Source organism: Brevibacillus brevis, assembly GCF_900637055.1.
Lineage (GTDB): Bacteria > Bacillota > Bacilli > Brevibacillales > Brevibacillaceae > Brevibacillus > Brevibacillus brevis.
This window is the reverse complement of record NZ_LR134338.1, coordinates 2,176,566-2,194,393: the sequence shown is the minus strand read 5'-3', so window position 1 is coordinate 2,194,393 and position 17,828 is coordinate 2,176,566. Positions and strand designations below refer to the sequence as shown.

The window sequence follows — 17,828 nt, the reverse complement described above, 5'->3', positions numbered from 1 at the left end:
TTTACATTCGTCTTAAATGGCTACTCTTCCAACACACTGGAGATTGTCCCCTGAATATCCACATGGTCAGGCGTACACACAAAGATCGTGTCTCCTACCTTTTGAATGTCGCCGTTCAGCGCGTAGACTGTTCCGCTCAAGAAATCGATAATTCTCTTGGCTTGATCTTTTTCCACGCGATGGAGGTTCACCACAACGGGTCTACGATGACGCAGGTTATCAGCGATATCCTGAGCGTCACTGTAATGACGGGGTTCACAGAGAATCAAACGGATTCCCTCCTTTTCCCGCGCTTGAAACGGTACCACGTTGTTAGCTCGGCCGATCGCTGGCTGGCGTTTGTGCGAGGATTCTTGCTCTTCCCTTTCCTCTTCAACCGTTGTTGTCTCTTCGATGTATTCCTCGTTTTCCAACCCCAGAAACCCCATCAATTTATTCATAACACCCATACTCTTCCTCCTCTCTTACTCCGTGGTTTGGTCAGATTTCCTTTACTCCGGCTTGACCAATACCGATCCCAAACGAATATATGTAGCTCCCTCTTCAATGGCCACTTCAAAATCACTAGACATGCCCATGGACAGCTCTTCCACCTGTGCGTGCGGGAATGCCATTTCGTTAATCCGTTGCTTCCACTCATAGAGGCCACGGAACACCTGTCTGGCTTCCTCTTGATTTTCGACAACAGGCGCCATCGTCATTAATCCGACGATACTTATATGTTTCATATTACTGGTTTCGCGCAAAAAAGCCAATACGTCATTGGGACTAAGCCCAAATTTTGTCTCTTCGCCTGATATATTGATCTGCAAAAAGCATTTTACGACATGATCCAACGCTTCACCGCGTCGATTCAGCTCCTGTGCCAAAGAAAGCCGATCCAGGGAATGAATGTACGGGAATCGTCCTACGACTTCTTTTGCCTTGTTCGTTTGAAGGTGTCCGATAAAATGCCAGATCCCTTTATCGCCGTGTAGCTGGTGCTTGGGCAGGGCATCCTGCACGCGATTTTCCCCAATATTCTCTACGCCTACAGCGAGCAAGTCCCCAATGGCATCTGCATCGACATACTTGGTCACGGCAATAATTTTTACTTCCTCACGGTTGCGGTTCGCCCGATCGCAAGCAGCCTGAATTCTTGCTTCGATGGATTGCAGTCGTTCTTTTAACAATTCTTGTTCCTTGGTCATAACGAACCTTCCTTTCTTTTACAGGTTTTCCTTCCAGCCGATATAGGAAGCCATACGTCCGGTAGTTCCTTGTATCCCGGCTTCCTTGCGATGAGAGAAAAACAAGTCTGTTCTGCAGCTTGTACACCAATCCGTGGATAAAATATTCCCGGAAGAAATTCCTGCTTCGAGCAATATCTCTGTGTTCAGCTGACGAAGGTCCAGCATATACCGCTCCCCTGTGGAGGAGATGACTGCTTTTTCCCAATCGCCTGCACAAGTGCGTACCTGCGTCATGATTCGCTCATCGACTTCATAGCAACAGCCCCCAATGGATGGGCCAATTGCGACGCGGATGTCCTCTGGATTTGCCTCATAGTGCTTCGTCATTGCCTTCACCATTTCCTCGGCAATACGGCCCACTGTCCCCTTCCAGCCTGCATGGGCAAGTCCGATTGCTCCCGATTGGGGATCAAGAAAATAGAGGGGAACACAATCTGCATAGAACGAGGTCAGCATAACACCTTTTTCAAGGGTAAACAAACCATCTGTTGCAGATATGACATCCTCCAGACTTTCTTTTCCCGCACCGCCTGCTGTAACCTGACAAACCCGATTACCATGCACTTGATCAGCGCATGTCCACGCTGTAAAAGACATCCCGACTTGTTCTGCGAGCTTGCGTCTATTGGCTACTACGTTTGCAGATTCATCACCCACATGCAGCCCCATATTAAAAGACCCGTACGGTTGTTCACTTTCCCCACCTGAGCGAATCGTAAACCCCGCCACTAATCCAGGAAATTGTTGCTCCCACTCTGTTAACGATAAGATTGACTTATCCTCTACCCTGACAAATGGTTCTCTCATGTTGTCACCTTCCTCATATGGCTAATCATACCATAGCCGAAAAGAAAAGAAAGGCTATCCGTGCCTTTCTCCCTTTACTCGCTAGTATTCATCTCCACCAGATGTTTTCACTTCAACTTTAAGTGCTTCTTCCATCCGAACAAGCACCACATCTTTCCCGATCTTCACAATATTGCGCCAGGGTATGACGTAATCGTTCCCGGCAGAAAAGAAGCCGAGAAACTTGCCTGGTCCCGGTACGACGATAGCCTCTACGCGACCGTGACGCAGATCGATCTCCAAATCTGAAATTTGCCCAAGCCGTTTCCCATCGAGAATATTTACTACTTCTTTGGTCTGGAAGTCAGAGATTTTTACCATTCTTCCTCACCTTCTTTTCTCCGTTACTTTCAGTATATGAGTCCACTGAGGAATATGTCCGCTTCTTTGGCAAAAAGTAAGGCGATGGAAAACGAACTTTTCCGCTCGTACAAAAAACCCGAACGGTACAAGACCGCCGGGTCGCCTATGTGGTTTCTCATTACGATTGAACGTGCTTTTGCATATGGGCAATTGCCGCTTTTTCTAATCGGGAGACTTGTGCCTGTGATATACCGATTTCCTCTGCTACTTCCATCTGCGTTTTTCCTTCGTAAAAGCGCATGGATAATATCATTTTTTCTCGATCACCTAGCCGCTGCATTCCCTCACGAAGCGCAATTTCCTCTACCCACGTGACATCTTTGTTCTTCTCGTCACTAATCTGATCCATGACGTAAATCGGATCGCCACCATCCTGATAAATCGGTTCAAACAATGAAACCGGATCTTGGATCGCATCGAGCGCAAACACGACATCTTCTTTTGCTACGTTCAATTCCTGAGAAATCTCGATAATGGTAGGCTCTCGCGAATGTTTGTTGGTCAGATTGTCACGCACCTGCAAGGCCTTGTACGCGATGTCTCGCAAAGAGCGGGAAACGCGAATCGGATTGTTGTCCCGTAAATAGCGTCGAATTTCTCCGATGATCATCGGTACGGCATACGTGGAAAACTTCACATTTTGACCGAGATCAAAGTTGTCGATCGCTTTCATCAACCCGATGCAGCCCACTTGAAACAAGTCATCTACGAACTCTCCGCGATTGTTGAATCGTTGGATTACGCTAAGCACCAGTCGCAAGTTGCCGTTGACCAGCTTCTCGCGGGCAGCCAGCTCCCCACTTTGCAGGCGCTCAAACAATTCCCGCATCTCTTTGTTTGTCAACACCGGAAGCTTGGAGGTATCTACCCCGCATATCTCTACCTTATTGCGCGTCACGTCTTTCCCTCCTCGAAGCAAGAAAAAAGTCCCTAACCCGGTTGTCTTGAAAGGCCGCGTAACTGACGCGTAGCCGACCAAGAAGGTGGCAAAAACCACCATCTGTTTCGGTTTAGGAACAGTATCCCCCCAAGCTGGGAAAATATGCGTTAGACCATCTTGTTGAATTCTTTTCGTAACCGTTTTATAATTCGCTTTTCCAAACGCGAAATATACGACTGTGAGATCCCCAACAAATCTGCTACATCCTTTTGGGTCTTTTCCTCTTCTCCCGCTAAGCCGAAGCGCAGCTCCATGATAATTCTCTCGCGGTCAGACAGCTTATCCAGTGCTTTTTTCAGAAGCTTCCGATCCACTTGGTCCTCGATGTTTTTATAGATCGTGTCATTCTCCGTACCCAAAACATCTGACAGCAACAGCTCATTGCCATCCCAATCAATGTTAAGCGGTTCATCAAAAGATACCTCTGAACGAATTTTATTATTGCGGCGAAGATACATGAGGATTTCGTTTTCGATACAACGAGAAGCATACGTTGCCAGCTTGATGTTCTTGTCTGGATCAAAGGTGTTCACTGCCTTGATCAAGCCGATGGTGCCAATGCTGACCAAGTCCTCAATATTAATTCCCGTATTCTCAAACTTGCGGGCAATGTATACGACCAGACGAAGATTGCGTTCAATTAGCATACCGCGGACAGCCGGATCACCAGACGGCAGTCGTCCGAGCAAGAGCTCCTCTTCTTCTCTGGTCAACGGTGGAGGCAATGCTTCACTCCCGCCAATATAATAGACTTCTTCGGCGCGTACACCAAGCCAGAGCAAGATTCGGTACCAGGTCAATTGGAGTTGTAGGCGAAGTTTTACATACATGATTAGCCCTCCTGTTTGAGAATAAAGGTTGATTCCTCTGTATAAGTCTCCATCATGGCTGGGTGCACGATGGCCTGATACTTGCCGTCAGCGGCCAATGGGATCGGGTTAAGCCCGATTAGCACCCGTTCTGTTTCAAAACGAATCCCGTCTTGCACGACTATGACATGGTCTGGTTTGATTGCGAGTAAAAAATCCATACCTCTTGACACGCTGCGATACGGGATCAAGCGTACCCGAGACTGCCATTCCAGCGGCAGATGGTCCCAAGATCCGTCCAGCTTCTCCCACACTCCACCGTTTTCATCGGCTTGTCGGAGAAGCGACGGCGGAAGCAAATGTGCGAACATGCGATTTTCCATAATCATGACGGGTATGCGTGTAATCGGCTCGTGGAGCTGGTTTCCAGTATCCACAAGTCCACGGCAAATGACTTTTTCCCCTGCCAACGTAACGACGACATCCACAAGAAAGGTTTCGATTCTTCGCGGCTCCTGGATCGCGCGGTAGCTCTTTTTCCCGAGGAAAAAGACCAGGATAAACCCGATCAGGACAATCCCCAAGGTTGGTTTGAACCCAACGCCAAACCCATCATTATGCGTGACAACCAGTCCATTCACAATTTCACTCTGCGGTGCCAAAAAATACTGTAGCCCAAGCACTCCCCCTCCAAACACAAATGCGACAAAGTAAAAAATGATCAAGTTTTGCGCAAAGGACAACAACCTCCTGTTCCCAAAAGCAATCCATAGCATGATGACAGAAAAGAGCAGTTTGACCCACCATTGATACATCGAAGAAAACACAGGAAAAAAGAAAAAGACCAGATATGCGGAGCCAAACAGGGAGGCAAGTATCATTTTCCACCACACCATGCGCTCTTTGCGAAAATAAGCAGTAAACCAGAGTAACAAGGTATCAATAGCCACATTCAGGAGTAGAATGATATCAAGATACACAACCACTTGCTTTCCCCCTCATCTTTTGACCGACTTGGCAGCAAGCATGTGTCCTAGCAAAAATGGCAAATAGTAGGACGACTTCTATCAGTAAAAGCAGTATATATCAATGTGTATGTAAAGTCTGTCAATTCTTGACGGTGTTTTTTTGGTTTTTTTGTCTAACATTTTTCATCCAATCAACGAAAAAAAGCCTTGTCCCCACTGACGGGAACAAGGCTTTTGACAGTCGTTTATCGCTTTAGTTTTTGTTGCGGCGGCGATTGCGCAGGAATGCTGGAATATCCAGATTATCCAGGTTGCCCATGGAGAAGAAGGACTTGTCTTCCTCTTCTTCCTTCGCACGGCTGTTATTCGTATTGGAAACTGGTGTCGGACGATTGCCAGGCGTGTTGACCGGCTGTTGTTGACGGCGAGGAGCTTCCGGAGCCCGTTGAGCATGCTCGAAGCCTGTGGCAATAACTGTCACGACCAATTCATTCTTCAATTCCTCGTTAATAACAGCACCGAAAATCATATTAACATCTGGGTCCGATGCAGAAGCCACGATGTCTGCTGCTTCGTTTACTTCGTACAAGCTGAGGTTGGTACCACCTGTGATGTTCATGAGAACCCCACGTGCACCATCAATGGAAGTCTCGAGCAATGGGCTGGAAATAGCACGGCGAGCAGCTTCAGCTGCACGATTCTCCCCACTGCTCACACCGATTCCCATTAGTGCAGAACCGCGCTCAGTCATGATTGTCTTCACGTCAGCGAAGTCCAAGTTAATCAAGCCAGGTGTTGCAATCAAATCGGAAATACCCTGAACCCCTTGTCGCAGTACATTGTCAACTTCACGGAATGCTTCGAGCATTGGCGTATTTTTATCAACGATTTCCAAAAGGCGGTCGTTAGGAATCACAATCAGCGTGTCTACTTTTTCTTTCAAAGCTGCGATACCAATTTCACCATGCTGGGAACGTCTACGACCTTCAAAGGAGAACGGACGGGTTACGACACCAACTGTAAGAGCACCCATTTCCTTGGCGATCTCTGCAACAACAGGTGCTGCCCCTGTACCTGTACCTCCACCCATACCAGCAGTTACGAATACCATGTCAGCTCCACGCAGAGCGTTCTCAATCAGATCGCGGCTTTCTTCCGCCGCTTTTTTACCGATCTCAGGATTCGCACCTGCTCCCAGTCCACGTGTCAGCTTTTCACCGATTTGCAGCTTGATATCGGCATTAGAGAGTTGGAGTGCTTGCGCGTCAGTGTTCAAGGTGATGAATTCTACACCTTTCAATCCTCCAGCGATCATGCGGTTTACTGCGTTGCTACCTCCGCCCCCGCAACCAATGACTTTAATTCGTGCAAAGGATTCCATATCCATATCAAATTCCAGCATATTGCTAGTCCTCCCCAATTCAACATAAGAAAACTTCGTGGCTACAGAAGCCTGTCAACTAAACACAATGGAACGAATCGATACTCGTCTTCGTCATTGTAGTTAAGCTCGGTAAAGCGAACTCCATTAAATAAATTCGCTAAACCAGTTTTTTACTTTTTCCATCAAACCGCCGCCTTCTTTTGGCTTAGACGAGACGGTTTGCTTCTGAGTGCCCTTGAATGAGGGGGTGACGCGAATGCTGCGGCGCTCCATCAACTGCAAGGCATATTGAATCAAACCTACCCCGGTGGTGTAGGCAGGATCTCGCACTCCGATGTAATCAGGAATCGCAATTCGAACAGGTGCGTCCAATTCTTCTTTTGCCAATTCCAACATGCCCGGCATGGCTACGGTACCACCCGTAAGAACATAGCCACCTGCAATTTCGTCGCGATAGCCCAATTTGTATACAGCATCCTCGACTAATTGGAATATTTCCGCAGCGCGCGGCTCGATAATATTGGCCAAATCCACTTGCGTAAATTGCTTTTCGACTTCACTGCCAATCCGGTTTACCTTGAACTTCACATCTTCGGATGCTTCGTCAATAAGGGCACAGCCGTGTTTGGTTTTCACACGATCTGCTACATCTGTATGCGTACGCAGTCCCAGTGAAATATCGCTCGTAATGTGGTCGCCACCGATGCCGATCACGGTGGTCGCTGCCAGTTTCCCCTGCTCGAATACACCGATCGTGGTAGAACCCGCACCGATGTCGACAAGAACGACACCCATGTTTTTGTCATCTTTGGATAGAGCAACAGTGCTAGCCGCAAGCGGTTGCAAGAATATTCCAGCTACACGCAGATTGGTTCGTTGAGCACAGCGAACGATGTTATGTACGACCGTTTTCAACCCGGTCACAATGGTCCCTTCCATTTCCAGTCGGACACCAATCATCCCACGCGGGTCCTTAATGCTCCCTTGTCCATCAACGATGTACTCCTTTGGGACTACCTCGATGATTTCACGGTCTGGAGGAATAGCCACAACCTTCGCTGCCTGAATTACGCGTTGAATATCTTCTTCTCGTATTTCACGGTCTTCGCTGGATACAGCGACAACCCCTTGGGTTTCATGCAGATCGATATGGTTTCCAGTGATCCCTACATACACTTCTTCGATTGAAACGCCAACCATGCGCTCTGCATGATCAACCGCTTCCCGGATGGCATGCACGGTTTGGTCGATGTCTACAATCACTCCCTTCTTGATGCCTTCTGAGTGTGATTGTCCGACGCCGATGATGTTGATGGAACCGTTGTTGATCTCGCCGATCATGACGCGTACTTTGGATGTTCCAATGTCTAGGCTGACTATGAGTTCATTGCTTACCAAACCTGTGACACCTCCCCTGCTACGTCTTTTTTCTTGCTAAAATGAGAACACCTGCATAAATTATTCCACACAGGACAACCATTCCCTTTTTTTCTTATTGATTTTTTGTAAAAAAATGACCATCTTCCCATTTTTCTTCGCGTTATTCTTGCTGATTGATCCATTTGGATAGAACAATTCTCCTAATGACAGCGAGATTGTTGAACAAGCGGACCCCGAAAGCCACGATCGCAGCCAAATACAGATCAATCCCCAAGAACCCTCCGATGAAGGCCAAGCCTGCTGCAAAAAGTGTGTTAAAAAAGAATCCAGACATGAAAATACGAACGTTAAAAGTACGTTCTAAAAACGAACGAATCCCCCAAAGATCGTATCCAATCCAGCCAAGAGGGCTATTGATAGATAGCTGCTATACTCCTGGGGCACACGCCAATCCAGCAGGAAGCCGACAACAAGACCGACAATCAGTCCGATAAGCGGGAGCCACATGGTTACGAATCTCCTTTTTCTTTCACAGGTTTCATAAATTGAATGACACGTGTTTCATTATTCGCTGAAATCATCAGCTTGTCCCGTTTTTCGGCCAGCACCTTTTTATTCGCCAGCTGGAAGTTCTCCTCTACGCCCTCCAGTTTCAATGCGGACAACAATACTTCAGGTTCCCCCAATGCTTTTATCTCATACGGAGCCCTGATCGTCCTGGTATCGATTTGGATGACGTCTCCCACATTGCGGATCGCAGTGGTAGCAATCAGTCGATGACCATTAATGGAAACAGCTTGTGCTCCGTTTGCAAACAGGATATTTACCAACCAGCGCAAATCTTCATCGTCAATCGTATAGTCTCCTACAACAGGCACAGGCATATGTTCATCCATAACTGGCTCTTCAGGCGTATGGGCGTCGACAACATCAATAACGATGCCTTCTCCCTCCATTCCTACCATACCAGCCATTCGGCGAGTCCGTGCCAACTCCTCTTTCATAACGGAGATACTTTCATCTTCACTGAACGAGGTTTCGTATTGGTAGTACAGCTGATTATACTTTGAAATGTCTGCGAGCAGGTTTTTGTGTTTCTCCAGTTCTTTTTGCAACGTGGTCCGAAGTTCCGCGATGCTGCGAGACTCTTTATGAATAGGATGAAGACTGCTTCGTAATTGCACAGTCAACATCACACCTATGATAGCACTAATAATGGCAAGAATAAATGTGATTTTACGGCTTTTTTGTAACATAGGTAAACGCATCCTTTTATTTAGGAGTGTTTCGTTTTCGCGTCACCAACAAAGGCAGGCAACTCAACCCGTTCTTTTTTGGCTACGTTTATTTGGACAAAATCTTGCAAGGAGTGCAAAACACCTCCCGGCAAATTCAAAGCACTGTCTAGTGTGTCGGGATTCCCGATCGCTGTTACGACGAACGGAGCGGCCGACTTGATGCCGTTTACGATGATTGTTGGTCCAATGCAACGAATCTCGGAATTGCTCACCACACGCTGCCCGTTAATGCTGATTGCCTCTGCTCCTGCTGCACGCAGTTCATTGACGACCAGGCGTACATCCTGCTCATGCACGATGTAGTTCGCGATGTCTGCACTGTTCGCTGCATTCTGGCTATCCTGCATCGTTATGACGATACCCGGTCCTTCGACAGCGACTACCCCTGCCAGCATCCGCGCTGCATCCAGTTGACTGAGTGTCTCTGCAGCCTCCGATTTACGCTCTGCCATCGCTTCTTCCACTTTTCCCACCTGACGCTGCAAATCGAGCAGTTGATTTTCCAGATGCCGATTTTGCTCCTTCTCAGCCAATATCCGGTCATTCAATTGCGTTTCCTGTTGGAACAGCTGATCATTCATCCGTTCTTTGCGCGTAAGCTTGTTCGTTTCGAAGGAAGTGGCCACTAGAAAGCCGGTAGAAAACGTCACGATGGTTAAATACAAATGAAATTTGCGACGACGACTCATTGTCTACTTTCCCCTTTTTCATTTACTGCTGTGGCTGCTCTTGCCCTTCCTGTATAGGAATAGCCCCTTGAGCCCCGTACGGAATAAACCACGGCTGCTCAAACAAAGAGAGCACCCCTTTTGTATCTGGCGGCAATTCTTTCACAATAGCCGGGTACCAGTTCATCATTTTGTCCAGCTTGTAGATGACGCTTCTTACTTCATTCCCGTCGCGCATATACAGCGTGACGCGTTGCTTGTCATAAACCGTTGGCGTCAGTGTAATATCCGAAATCTCCGCGAGTACATCTGGCGATAATTTCGATAGCGACTTGGCGAGATGGGGAAGGAGCTCAGGTGAGGCCCACGAGCTAATCAATGGCCTGTCCACTACGCGCTTGGCGAAATTGACCTGTTTGAGCACATAGCCATTGTCCAGTAAGGCATAGCGGCTTCCGTCCTGCCCACTCCAAAAAGCGACGCGCTTTTGTTCGGTAATATGTAGCGTGATCAATCCGGGGAAAGAGCGGCTCACCATCACATCTTTAATGGCCTCTAATGGCTTCAAGTTATTTCGTACACTGTTCTCCCATACGTTTAGAAACTGCATGTCCTTTATTAAGCCCGATTGTGTAATGATTTGCTCCGTCGTATAAATATCATTACCAATCACTCGAATCTCTTGCACCTTACTGTAAGGGGAACGGATAAAAACGATGATGAGAATGGTAAGAAAAAACAATACCAGTAGAAAGACCAGCTTGCGGTTGCCCCTTCTTCTGGGGCGTTGTTGCTTGACTTGCGGAATGCGTTCCTCATATACCGCCATGGCCGTACCCTTCCTCATGTTTTTTAGGCTCATTGCCCAGAGCAAAGTAAATTACTGGATGTCTTCCAAATAAATGTCATTGAACAAAACAGGGAAAGCGGCATAACATTATGCCGCCCACTCTCCCTCGGTTACATCGATACTCGTGATATATCGGCTCCTAATTGACGCAACTGCTCTTCCAGCCGATCGTATCCGCGATCGATATGATGGATCTGGTTCACCGTGGTAATACCTTCTGCAGCAAGCCCTGCGAGGACTAAGGCAGCACCTGCTCGAAGATCAGTAGCTTCGACATTCGTAGCGGTCAATTTGTTGACACCCCGAATAATAGCGGAGCCAAGATCTACGTATATAGAGGCGCCCATTCGCGCCAATTCATTCACATGTTTGAATCTTCCTTCAAAAATGGTCTCTTTGATGACACTCGTTCCCCTAGCCTGTGACAGAAACACCATCAGCTGCGCCTGCAAATCGGTTGGAAACCCAGGATACGGCGAGGTGATGATCCGGTCGTAGGCACGTGGACGGGAGGTGCTTTTGATTTCCATTATATCATGGCGGGTCTTGATTTCAACACCGCAGCTACGGGCGACCTCAATTAATGCCGTCAATTGCTCAGGCAGTGTATTGGTCAATTCGATATGTCCCTGTGAAATACCGACAGCCAGCAGATAGGTTCCTGTCACAATCCTGTCCGGTATGATCCGGTAGCTGACGGAACGCAAGCGAGGTACACCACTGATTTCAATCGTATCGGTGCCTGCCCCTCTGATCCTCGCTCCCATTGCATTCAGGAAATTCTGAAGGTCGATGATTTCCGGTTCTCGCGCTGCATTACAGATTCGGGTCGTGCCTTTTGCCAGCACTGCCGCCATCATGATATTTTCCGTCGCGCCCACACTGGGGAAGGAAAGAAAGATATTGGACCCACGCAATTGTTTGGCCCGAAATGTAATGTAGCCTTCCGATTCTTCGATTTTGGCTCCTAGCGCAGTCAATCCAGCCAAATGCAAGTCAATCCTGCGCTCTCCAATGTCACATCCACCTGGCCTGGAAATCGTGACCTCACCCAGACGTGCAAGGAGTGGTCCTGCCAAAAAAATCGAAGATCGCATTTGGCTCATTAAATCATCCGGCACCTGCGGGACACAGACAGATGTTGTATCCAGATCGACACATCCGTCCTCATGCTTCGTATTCGCCCCAAGCAGCGTCAAGATTTCGAGCATGACCTTAATGTCTTTTAGATGGGGGACGTCATAGATATAGAATTGCCCTTCCGCAAGCACAGCAGCAGCAAGAATGGGAAGAGCAGCGTTCTTAGCACCTTGGATCCGAAGCGAACCGGACAGAGGTCTTCCGCCTTCGATCGCAAAAGTCTCCAAACTTTCACCTCCGTGTTACCCCTCGCCCACCACCAGGACTTCCGGATGCAGGTCAATCCCATTTTTCTCGAGAATGGTGCTCCGAACGTGATTAATCAAGGTGAGGACGTCGGCAGCCGTTGCCCCTCCGCAATTCACGATGAAGTTGGAGTGTTTTTCTGAAACCTGAGCTCCTCCGACCTGATAGCCCTTCAACCCAGCCGCCTCAATCAGGCGACCTGCGTGGTCATTTGGCGGATTTCGGAACACGCTGCCGGCACACGGCATTTGCAGTGGCTGTGTATTGCGCCGTCGTTCCTTATTGGCAGCGAGCGTGGCCGCAATCTCCTTGCGGTCGCCCGTCCTCAATTGAAAACGGGCCTCTAGCACGATCCCTTTTTGCTTTTGCAAAAGAGAAGTTCGATAACTAAAGCTCAGTTCCTCGTTACTCAACACTTTACTTTCGCCGTTTTCGAAAAGGATCTCGGCATCAATAAGAATACGTGAAAGATCAGATCCGTGTGCCCCCGCATTCATATAGACGGCGCCGCCTACCGTACCAGGAATCCCTCCTGCAAACTCCATACCTGTTAATCCCATCTTGCCTGTCTCCACCGCCAGGCGGATCATGGAATATCCGGCACCCACACACACCTCTTCGCCCCTGAACTCACAGTGGCTCAAGCCCTCGGCCACTTTAAGCACGGCTCCACGTATCCCTCTGTCCCTCACCAGAAGGTTTGAACCGCGCCCGATTACACTCCAAGGAATTTCATGACGATGGATGATCTGCAAGGCTTTTTGCAAGGATGCTTTATCCTTGGGTTGGATTAACAAATCAGCAGGACCCCCGATCCGCCACGTTGTATGATTAGCAAGGGGTTCATCGGTCCACACTTTTTCGATTCCTGCTTGCATGAGTTCATCTGCGATCATTTTCATTTGTGAACCTCCTGATACGTTTGCTAGGTCGGACCTAGTCTTCTCACGTGTTTGCTCCATACTATGCGTTCGCCCAGATCGGCGTGACAATCGCCCATCTGATCATTTTTTTCGTGTAATCGCACCTAATTGACGGACAATCTCCGTCGCAGCTTGCGGCATCCCCAAGGAAAGAGAGCTGTTTTTCATCTCTTCCCATTTTGCTGGATTGGCAAGGATATTTTCCAAGGAAAGTAGCAGGCTCTCTCCGGTAAGCTCCCGCTCTACGATGACATGAGCTGCCCCTGCGCGTTCCAATCCCCTTGCATTTTTCTCTTGATGGTTGTTCGTGACATATGGGGACGGAATCAAGATCGAAGGCACACCGAGTGCTGTTATTTCTGCCAAGGTAGATGCTCCTGCGCGACCAACCAGCACATGCGTCGCTGCCAAAACATCCGGCATATTATGGACGAAAGGAAGCACAGAAATGTTACTTGGAAGTGTTCCCAGTTCGCGAAGCTGTGCCGAAATCGTTTCAAAATGAACGTCGCCCGTCACATATACAAAATGAGTATCGGCATATTTGCCCAACTGCGTAACAACGGAAAGCACCGCCTCATTTATTGCGCGCGCTCCCCTGCTGCCACCAAAGATCAGCACGATTTTTTTGTTGTTGTCCACGCCCAAAAAGCTGCGACCCGCCTCTGCATTACCGTGCATGACTTCCGTTGCACGCGGATTTCCGGTTAGCACCGTTTTGGACGGGGGAAAATGGGCAAGCGATTCTTTGAACGAAACGGCCACCCGTGTAGCTGAGCGAGAAAGAAACTTGTTGGTCAAGCCCGGCACTACATTTTGCTCATGAATGAGAGTCGGAATTCCCAATCGCGAAGCAGCATATACGACTGGACCACATACGTAGCCACCCGTCCCAATTACGACATCGGGTTTGAACTCGCGCAGCATTTTCTTGGCATCGCCAACTGCTCGGACGAATTTCCATAAAGTCTTCAGGTTGTCCAACGACAGCTTGCGTTTCAATCCGCTAATTTCTACGGACTGGAAAGGAATATTTGATCTCGGAACCAAACCTGCTTCCAAACCTTTTTTACTGCCAATATACAAAAAGGCAGCCTGCGGATTTTGGCGGGAAACTTCCCTCGCCACCGCAAGCGCCGGATAAATATGTCCACCTGTGCCACCGCCTGTTAAGACGAAACGCATACGTTCACACCCTTTTTTTGAGAAGGAGTAGCAATAGGCTGATTTACTTGCTTATTGCGTACTCCTTTTGAGGTTTCTATTATCGAGAAAAACGCGAGATGTTCAACAAGACGCCAACACCAGTGAGCATCAGTGTCAATGATGAACCACCGTAGCTTAAGAACGGCAACGTGATTCCTGTCACGGGAAACATCCCAGTCACAACACCGATATTGATGACTACCTGGATGGCAATCATGCCAATGATTCCTAGCGCAAGCAGGCTTCCGAACAAATCTGGAGCCGTAATCGCCGTCCGCATTCCCCTCCACAACAAGAGGAGAAAAAGCAGGAGAATGAGTGTGCCTCCGATGAAGCCCAACTCCTCCGCGACGATTGAGAAAATAAAATCATTGTAAGGCTCAGGCAAGTACAGATGCTTCTGTCTGCTTTGTCCAAGGCCAAGCCCCAACAAACCGCCGGGACCTATTGCGTAAAGGGATTGGATGATCTGATAGCCGGTATTGAGCGGGTCAGACCACGGATCGAGGAAGGACGTAATCCTTTTGATTCGGTAAGGTGCTGACAAAACCAAGCCGATGAAGCCAACAACGCCGATCATTCCCAACCCGACAAAATGACTGATCCGCGCACCTGACGCAAAAATCATGACGACAGCCGTTCCCATCAAAACTGTCCCTGTGCCCAAATCCGGTTGCAGCATGATCAAGCCAAAACACAGAACCGGGATTCCCAAGGCAGGCATAAGACCTTTTCGGAACAAGACAATTTGCTTCTGATTATCGGAGAGCCACTTCGCCAGGAATGCAACGACGCCAAGCTTTGCAAATTCACCTGGTTGAATTCCAAAGGCTCCAAAACCAAGCCAGCTTTTCGAGCCATTTACTTCGATCCCGATGATCAGAACCAAAATCAACAGACCGATGCTCACCAAATACCCTGGCTTGGCCCATTGCTTCCACACCCAGTAGTCGATATTCATCGTAATGTACATGGATGTAATCCCTAACAGTGCGAAGATCAGTTGCCGCTTGGCGAAAAAATACGGATCAGAAAACGGCGGCTTTTGTGCCACGATCGCGCTGGCGCTGTACACCATCACGATGCCAATTCCCAATAAAAAAAGTGTTGCAAAAATAATTACGAAGTCGGGGGCAGAGCGTACCTTGCTCATTGTGCCAGGTCATCCTTTCTCATGCCGTCCCGCTTTTGTCATATTCTTGATTGTACCAGTGGGACGTTATGCTAGGCTTGTTTTAAGTCTATGCACGCCGTCCTTAAACATGCTCCCCCTTGTCTCAAACGAAGGAAACATGTCCCAACTCGCACAAGCAGGGCTCAGTAAGACCACATCACCTGATTCGGCCAACTGGGAAGCAGCAAGAACGGCTTTTTCCACAGTATCGACATGGATACGCTCATTAATCCCTGCTTCCTGAGCACGTTCCAGTAAAATCGGAGCCGTTTGCCCGAGAGCGATGACTGCTTTTACCCGGCCTTGGATCACAGGCAGCAGTTCCCGAAAGTCAACACCACGATCCAGCCCGCCGCAAATCCATACGACCGGCTCCTTGCATGCTTGCAAGGCGCGCGATGCCGCTTCCGGGTTCGTTGCTTTTGAATCATTGAAGTATTTGACACCGCGAATCGAATCCACGAACTCCATCCGGTGCTCTACCCCTGGGAAAGTAGTAAGAACTTGTATAATTGATTGCTTGTCCGCTCCCGCGAGCTTCGCAACAAGAATCGCTGCCAGTGCGTTGTCCAGATGAGGAACGGTAATATCCGCTATCGCAACGATTGGCTCTGTATTCCCATTCCCATCCGCAAACAGAATCAAACCATCCTTGACAAAAGCTCCCTTTGGCACCTCTTGACTCTTGCTAAAGTAGTAGATGGCTGCGGGGAGGTCTTTGCATTTTTCTACAATCTCTGGTTGGTCATATGGCAAAATAGCTGCGTCATCTGCGGTTTGGTTGGCAAACATTTTCAGTTTGGCTGCCAAATACTCTTCCATTGTGTGATGGTAATCCAAATGAGCAGGATACAGATTGAGCAAAACACCGATATGCGGGCGGAATTCCCGTGTCCCCATCAACTGGAAGCTACTCAATTCGGCAACGAGCCATTCGTCGGGACCAGCTTCCTCAGCCAGGCCGCACAACACGGTACCAATGTTGCCTCCTACTTTCGCATCCAGACCCGCTTCTTTGAAAATCAGTCCGACGAGTGTAGTAGTGGTGGTCTTGCCATTGGAGCCTGTAATGCCGATAATCGGTGCCTTGGCAATCTGGGAGGCCAGCTCCACCTCCGTCACAACAGGAATACCTAATGCCTGCGCCTGCTTGACGGGTGCTGCTTCATACGGAATCCCCGGATTTTTGACCACAAGGGATACGCCTTCATGAATGAGATCATCGGGGTGGTAGCCGCAAATGACCGGTATCCCCAACGATTCCAGCTCTTCTATACCCACTGCTTCTTCACGTGGCTTTTTATCATTTACGACGACATGAGCACCAAAGCGGTGTAGCAGTTTTGCCACTGCGACACCGCTCTTTGCCATACCAATAACGACGACATGCTTATTATGAAAACGCATCATCTGATTGTCACCACCTCAAGGTATACACCCAATCCAGCAAAGAACATACCGACGAGCCAGAAGGTGACAACCACGCGCCACTCTGACCAGCCTGTTAATTCAAAATGATGATGCAGGGGACTCATACGGAAAATACGCTTTCCACGTGTCTTAAAGGAGACTACCTGCATGATAACAGAGAGCGTCTCGACAACAAATACCCCACCGATAATAGCCAATAGCAATTCCGTTTTGGTCATGATTGCAATTCCCGCCAGGGCTCCCCCCAGTCCGAGTGAACCCGTATCACCCATGAACACGCGTGCCGGATGTGCATTGAAGACGAGGAAGCCAAGTACCGCACCTACAACAGCCGCACTAAAAATAGCGGTGTCATAATCTTGACCAAACCATGCGATGATCGCATAAGCACCAAAAGCAATTGCTCCCGTCCCTGCCAGTAGTCCATCCAATCCATCTGTGATGTTAACGGCATTCGTTGTTCCTACCAAGAGGAACAACAGGAATGGGAAGTAAAAATAGCCGAGCTCCAGCTTCCACGGTGTACCTGGCAGATGGATGGACGTGTCATGCCCCATCATGAGCAGCAAAATATATGCGCCGATTGCCAAGACAATCTGACCAGCAAACTTCTGTTTGGCGGTTAACCCGAGGTTGCGTTTTTTCCTGATTTTGATGAAATCATCCAAAAAGCCGATTAAACCGTATCCGAGAGTCACCAATAACAGGAAGTAAATTTCCATTTTCGCATTGGCAAACTTCAACACGGTAAATATGAGTGCCAAAAGAATGATGGTGCCTCCCATCGTGGGAGTTCCAGCCTTCTTAAAATGGGATTGCGGTCCTTCCTCACGAATTGCCTGCCCAAATTTCAGGCGGCGAAGGAAGGGAATAAACAATGGGCCAATGAGTACGGCGATGAGAAACGCAGCGACGATCGTGACGATTAGGACGTTGTCAACGAACATGCCCGAGCCTCCTTTCTTTCGAT

18 protein-coding genes and 1 pseudogene are annotated in these 17,828 nt (G+C 48.6%); all 19 read right to left on the bottom strand.

All coding sequences use genetic code 11. The features are described 5' to 3' along the window. Positions 1-20: 20 nt before the first annotated feature. On the bottom strand, positions 21-449 hold the full coding sequence (locus EL268_RS11015) for a cell division protein SepF (protein WP_007717736.1): 429 nt from the start codon (positions 447-449) through the stop codon (positions 21-23). 42 nt (positions 450-491) lie between these two features. Then, complete coding sequence (locus EL268_RS11010; protein ID WP_106653240.1) at positions 492-1,190, bottom strand: YggS family pyridoxal phosphate-dependent enzyme; 699 nt, start codon at positions 1,188-1,190, stop codon at positions 492-494. Between the two features lie 18 nt (positions 1,191-1,208). After that, positions 1,209-2,039: a peptidoglycan editing factor PgeF gene (gene pgeF / locus EL268_RS11005; protein WP_106653239.1), complete on the bottom strand. Its 831-nt coding sequence runs from the start codon at positions 2,037-2,039 to the stop codon at positions 1,209-1,211. Between the two features lie 81 nt (positions 2,040-2,120). Next, the gene (locus EL268_RS11000) at positions 2,121-2,399 is read right to left on the bottom strand and encodes a YlmC/YmxH family sporulation protein (protein ID WP_015892085.1); all 279 of its coding nucleotides are present in this window, start codon (positions 2,397-2,399) and stop codon (positions 2,121-2,123) included. A 160-nt stretch (positions 2,400-2,559) separates the two neighbouring features. After that, positions 2,560-3,339: an RNA polymerase sporulation sigma factor SigG gene (gene sigG, locus EL268_RS10995; protein WP_007717728.1), complete on the bottom strand. Its 780-nt coding sequence runs from the start codon at positions 3,337-3,339 to the stop codon at positions 2,560-2,562. A 149-nt stretch (positions 3,340-3,488) separates the two neighbouring features. Next, positions 3,489-4,211 (bottom strand): RNA polymerase sporulation sigma factor SigE, encoded by a 723-nt coding sequence (gene sigE / locus EL268_RS10990; RefSeq protein WP_007717727.1) that lies wholly within the window; start codon positions 4,209-4,211, stop codon positions 3,489-3,491. Positions 4,212-4,213: 2 nt separating this feature from the next. Next, positions 4,214-5,176, bottom strand: coding sequence for a sigma-E processing peptidase SpoIIGA (gene spoIIGA / locus EL268_RS10985; protein WP_106653238.1), 963 nt, complete (start codon positions 5,174-5,176; stop codon positions 4,214-4,216). Positions 5,177-5,411: 235 nt separating this feature from the next. Beyond that, positions 5,412-6,560, bottom strand: a complete 1,149-nt coding sequence (gene ftsZ / locus EL268_RS10980) for a cell division protein FtsZ (RefSeq protein ID WP_106653237.1) — start codon at positions 6,558-6,560, stop codon at positions 5,412-5,414. 126 nt (positions 6,561-6,686) lie between these two features. Then, on the bottom strand, positions 6,687-7,940 hold the full coding sequence (gene ftsA, locus EL268_RS10975) for a cell division protein FtsA (RefSeq protein ID WP_106653236.1): 1,254 nt from the start codon (positions 7,938-7,940) through the stop codon (positions 6,687-6,689). A gap of 142 nt (positions 7,941-8,082) precedes the next feature. Continuing rightward, positions 8,083-8,429: pseudogene (locus EL268_RS10970) on the bottom strand (small basic family protein). A gap of 2 nt (positions 8,430-8,431) precedes the next feature. Further along, positions 8,432-9,178 carry a DUF881 domain-containing protein gene (locus EL268_RS10965; protein WP_106653235.1) on the bottom strand — a complete coding sequence of 249 codons (747 nt, stop codon included), beginning with the start codon at positions 9,176-9,178 and terminating at the stop codon, positions 8,432-8,434. Positions 9,179-9,198: 20 nt separating this feature from the next. Then, a complete protein-coding gene (locus tag EL268_RS10960) occupies positions 9,199-9,909 on the bottom strand; it encodes a DUF881 domain-containing protein (protein WP_106653234.1) in 711 nt (236 codons plus the stop codon). Between the two features lie 22 nt (positions 9,910-9,931). Next, positions 9,932-10,717 (bottom strand): cell division protein FtsQ/DivIB, encoded by a 786-nt coding sequence (locus EL268_RS10955; RefSeq protein WP_106653233.1) that lies wholly within the window; start codon positions 10,715-10,717, stop codon positions 9,932-9,934. Positions 10,718-10,848: 131 nt separating this feature from the next. Beyond that, entirely contained in the window at positions 10,849-12,105 is a 1,257-nt protein-coding gene (murA, locus tag EL268_RS10950) for a UDP-N-acetylglucosamine 1-carboxyvinyltransferase (protein ID WP_106653232.1), read from the bottom strand. 15 nt (positions 12,106-12,120) lie between these two features. After that, positions 12,121-13,026 carry a UDP-N-acetylmuramate dehydrogenase gene (gene murB / locus EL268_RS10945; protein ID WP_106653231.1) on the bottom strand — a complete coding sequence of 302 codons (906 nt, stop codon included), beginning with the start codon at positions 13,024-13,026 and terminating at the stop codon, positions 12,121-12,123. A 102-nt stretch (positions 13,027-13,128) separates the two neighbouring features. Next, the gene (gene murG, locus EL268_RS10940) at positions 13,129-14,232 is read right to left on the bottom strand and encodes an undecaprenyldiphospho-muramoylpentapeptide beta-N-acetylglucosaminyltransferase (protein WP_106653230.1); all 1,104 of its coding nucleotides are present in this window, start codon (positions 14,230-14,232) and stop codon (positions 13,129-13,131) included. 79 nt (positions 14,233-14,311) lie between these two features. After that, a complete protein-coding gene (spoVE, locus tag EL268_RS10935) occupies positions 14,312-15,406 on the bottom strand; it encodes a stage V sporulation protein E (protein WP_016740726.1) in 1,095 nt (364 codons plus the stop codon). A gap of 66 nt (positions 15,407-15,472) precedes the next feature. Continuing rightward, the gene (gene murD, locus EL268_RS10930) at positions 15,473-16,837 is read right to left on the bottom strand and encodes a UDP-N-acetylmuramoyl-L-alanine--D-glutamate ligase (RefSeq protein WP_106653229.1); all 1,365 of its coding nucleotides are present in this window, start codon (positions 16,835-16,837) and stop codon (positions 15,473-15,475) included. Continuing rightward, complete coding sequence (mraY, locus tag EL268_RS10925; protein ID WP_106653228.1) at positions 16,834-17,805, bottom strand: phospho-N-acetylmuramoyl-pentapeptide-transferase; 972 nt, start codon at positions 17,803-17,805, stop codon at positions 16,834-16,836. Before mraY ends, murD begins: the two co-directional genes overlap by 4 nt. Positions 17,806-17,828 lie beyond the last annotated feature (23 nt).

Bases quoted from the DNA above. Each gene is read 5' to 3' on its own strand.
- spoVE (WP_016740726.1), bottom strand. From the start codon at position 15,406: ATGAGCAAGGTACGCTCTGCCCCCGACTTCGTAATTATTTTTGCAACA.
- EL268_RS10955 (WP_106653233.1), bottom strand. From the start codon at position 10,717: ATGGCGGTATATGAGGAACGCATTCCGCAAGTCAAGCAACAACGCCCC.
- mraY (WP_106653228.1), bottom strand. From the start codon at position 17,805: ATGTTCGTTGACAACGTCCTAATCGTCACGATCGTCGCTGCGTTTCTC.
- murD (WP_106653229.1), bottom strand. From the start codon at position 16,837: ATGATGCGTTTTCATAATAAGCATGTCGTCGTTATTGGTATGGCAAAG.
- ftsZ (WP_106653237.1), bottom strand. From the start codon at position 6,560: ATGCTGGAATTTGATATGGATATGGAATCCTTTGCACGAATTAAAGTC.
- EL268_RS10960 (WP_106653234.1), bottom strand. From the start codon at position 9,909: ATGAGTCGTCGTCGCAAATTTCATTTGTATTTAACCATCGTGACGTTT.
- EL268_RS11000 (WP_015892085.1), bottom strand. From the start codon at position 2,399: ATGGTAAAAATCTCTGACTTCCAGACCAAAGAAGTAGTAAATATTCTC.
- murG (WP_106653230.1), bottom strand. From the start codon at position 14,232: ATGCGTTTCGTCTTAACAGGCGGTGGCACAGGTGGACATATTTATCCG.
- EL268_RS11010 (WP_106653240.1), bottom strand. From the start codon at position 1,190: ATGACCAAGGAACAAGAATTGTTAAAAGAACGACTGCAATCCATCGAA.
- murB (WP_106653231.1), bottom strand. From the start codon at position 13,026: ATGAAAATGATCGCAGATGAACTCATGCAAGCAGGAATCGAAAAAGTG.
- sigE (WP_007717727.1), bottom strand. From the start codon at position 4,211: ATGTATGTAAAACTTCGCCTACAACTCCAATTGACCTGGTACCGAATC.
- EL268_RS10965 (WP_106653235.1), bottom strand. From the start codon at position 9,178: ATGTTACAAAAAAGCCGTAAAATCACATTTATTCTTGCCATTATTAGT.
- EL268_RS11015 (WP_007717736.1), bottom strand. From the start codon at position 449: ATGGGTGTTATGAATAAATTGATGGGGTTTCTGGGGTTGGAAAACGAG.
- pgeF (WP_106653239.1), bottom strand. From the start codon at position 2,039: ATGAGAGAACCATTTGTCAGGGTAGAGGATAAGTCAATCTTATCGTTA.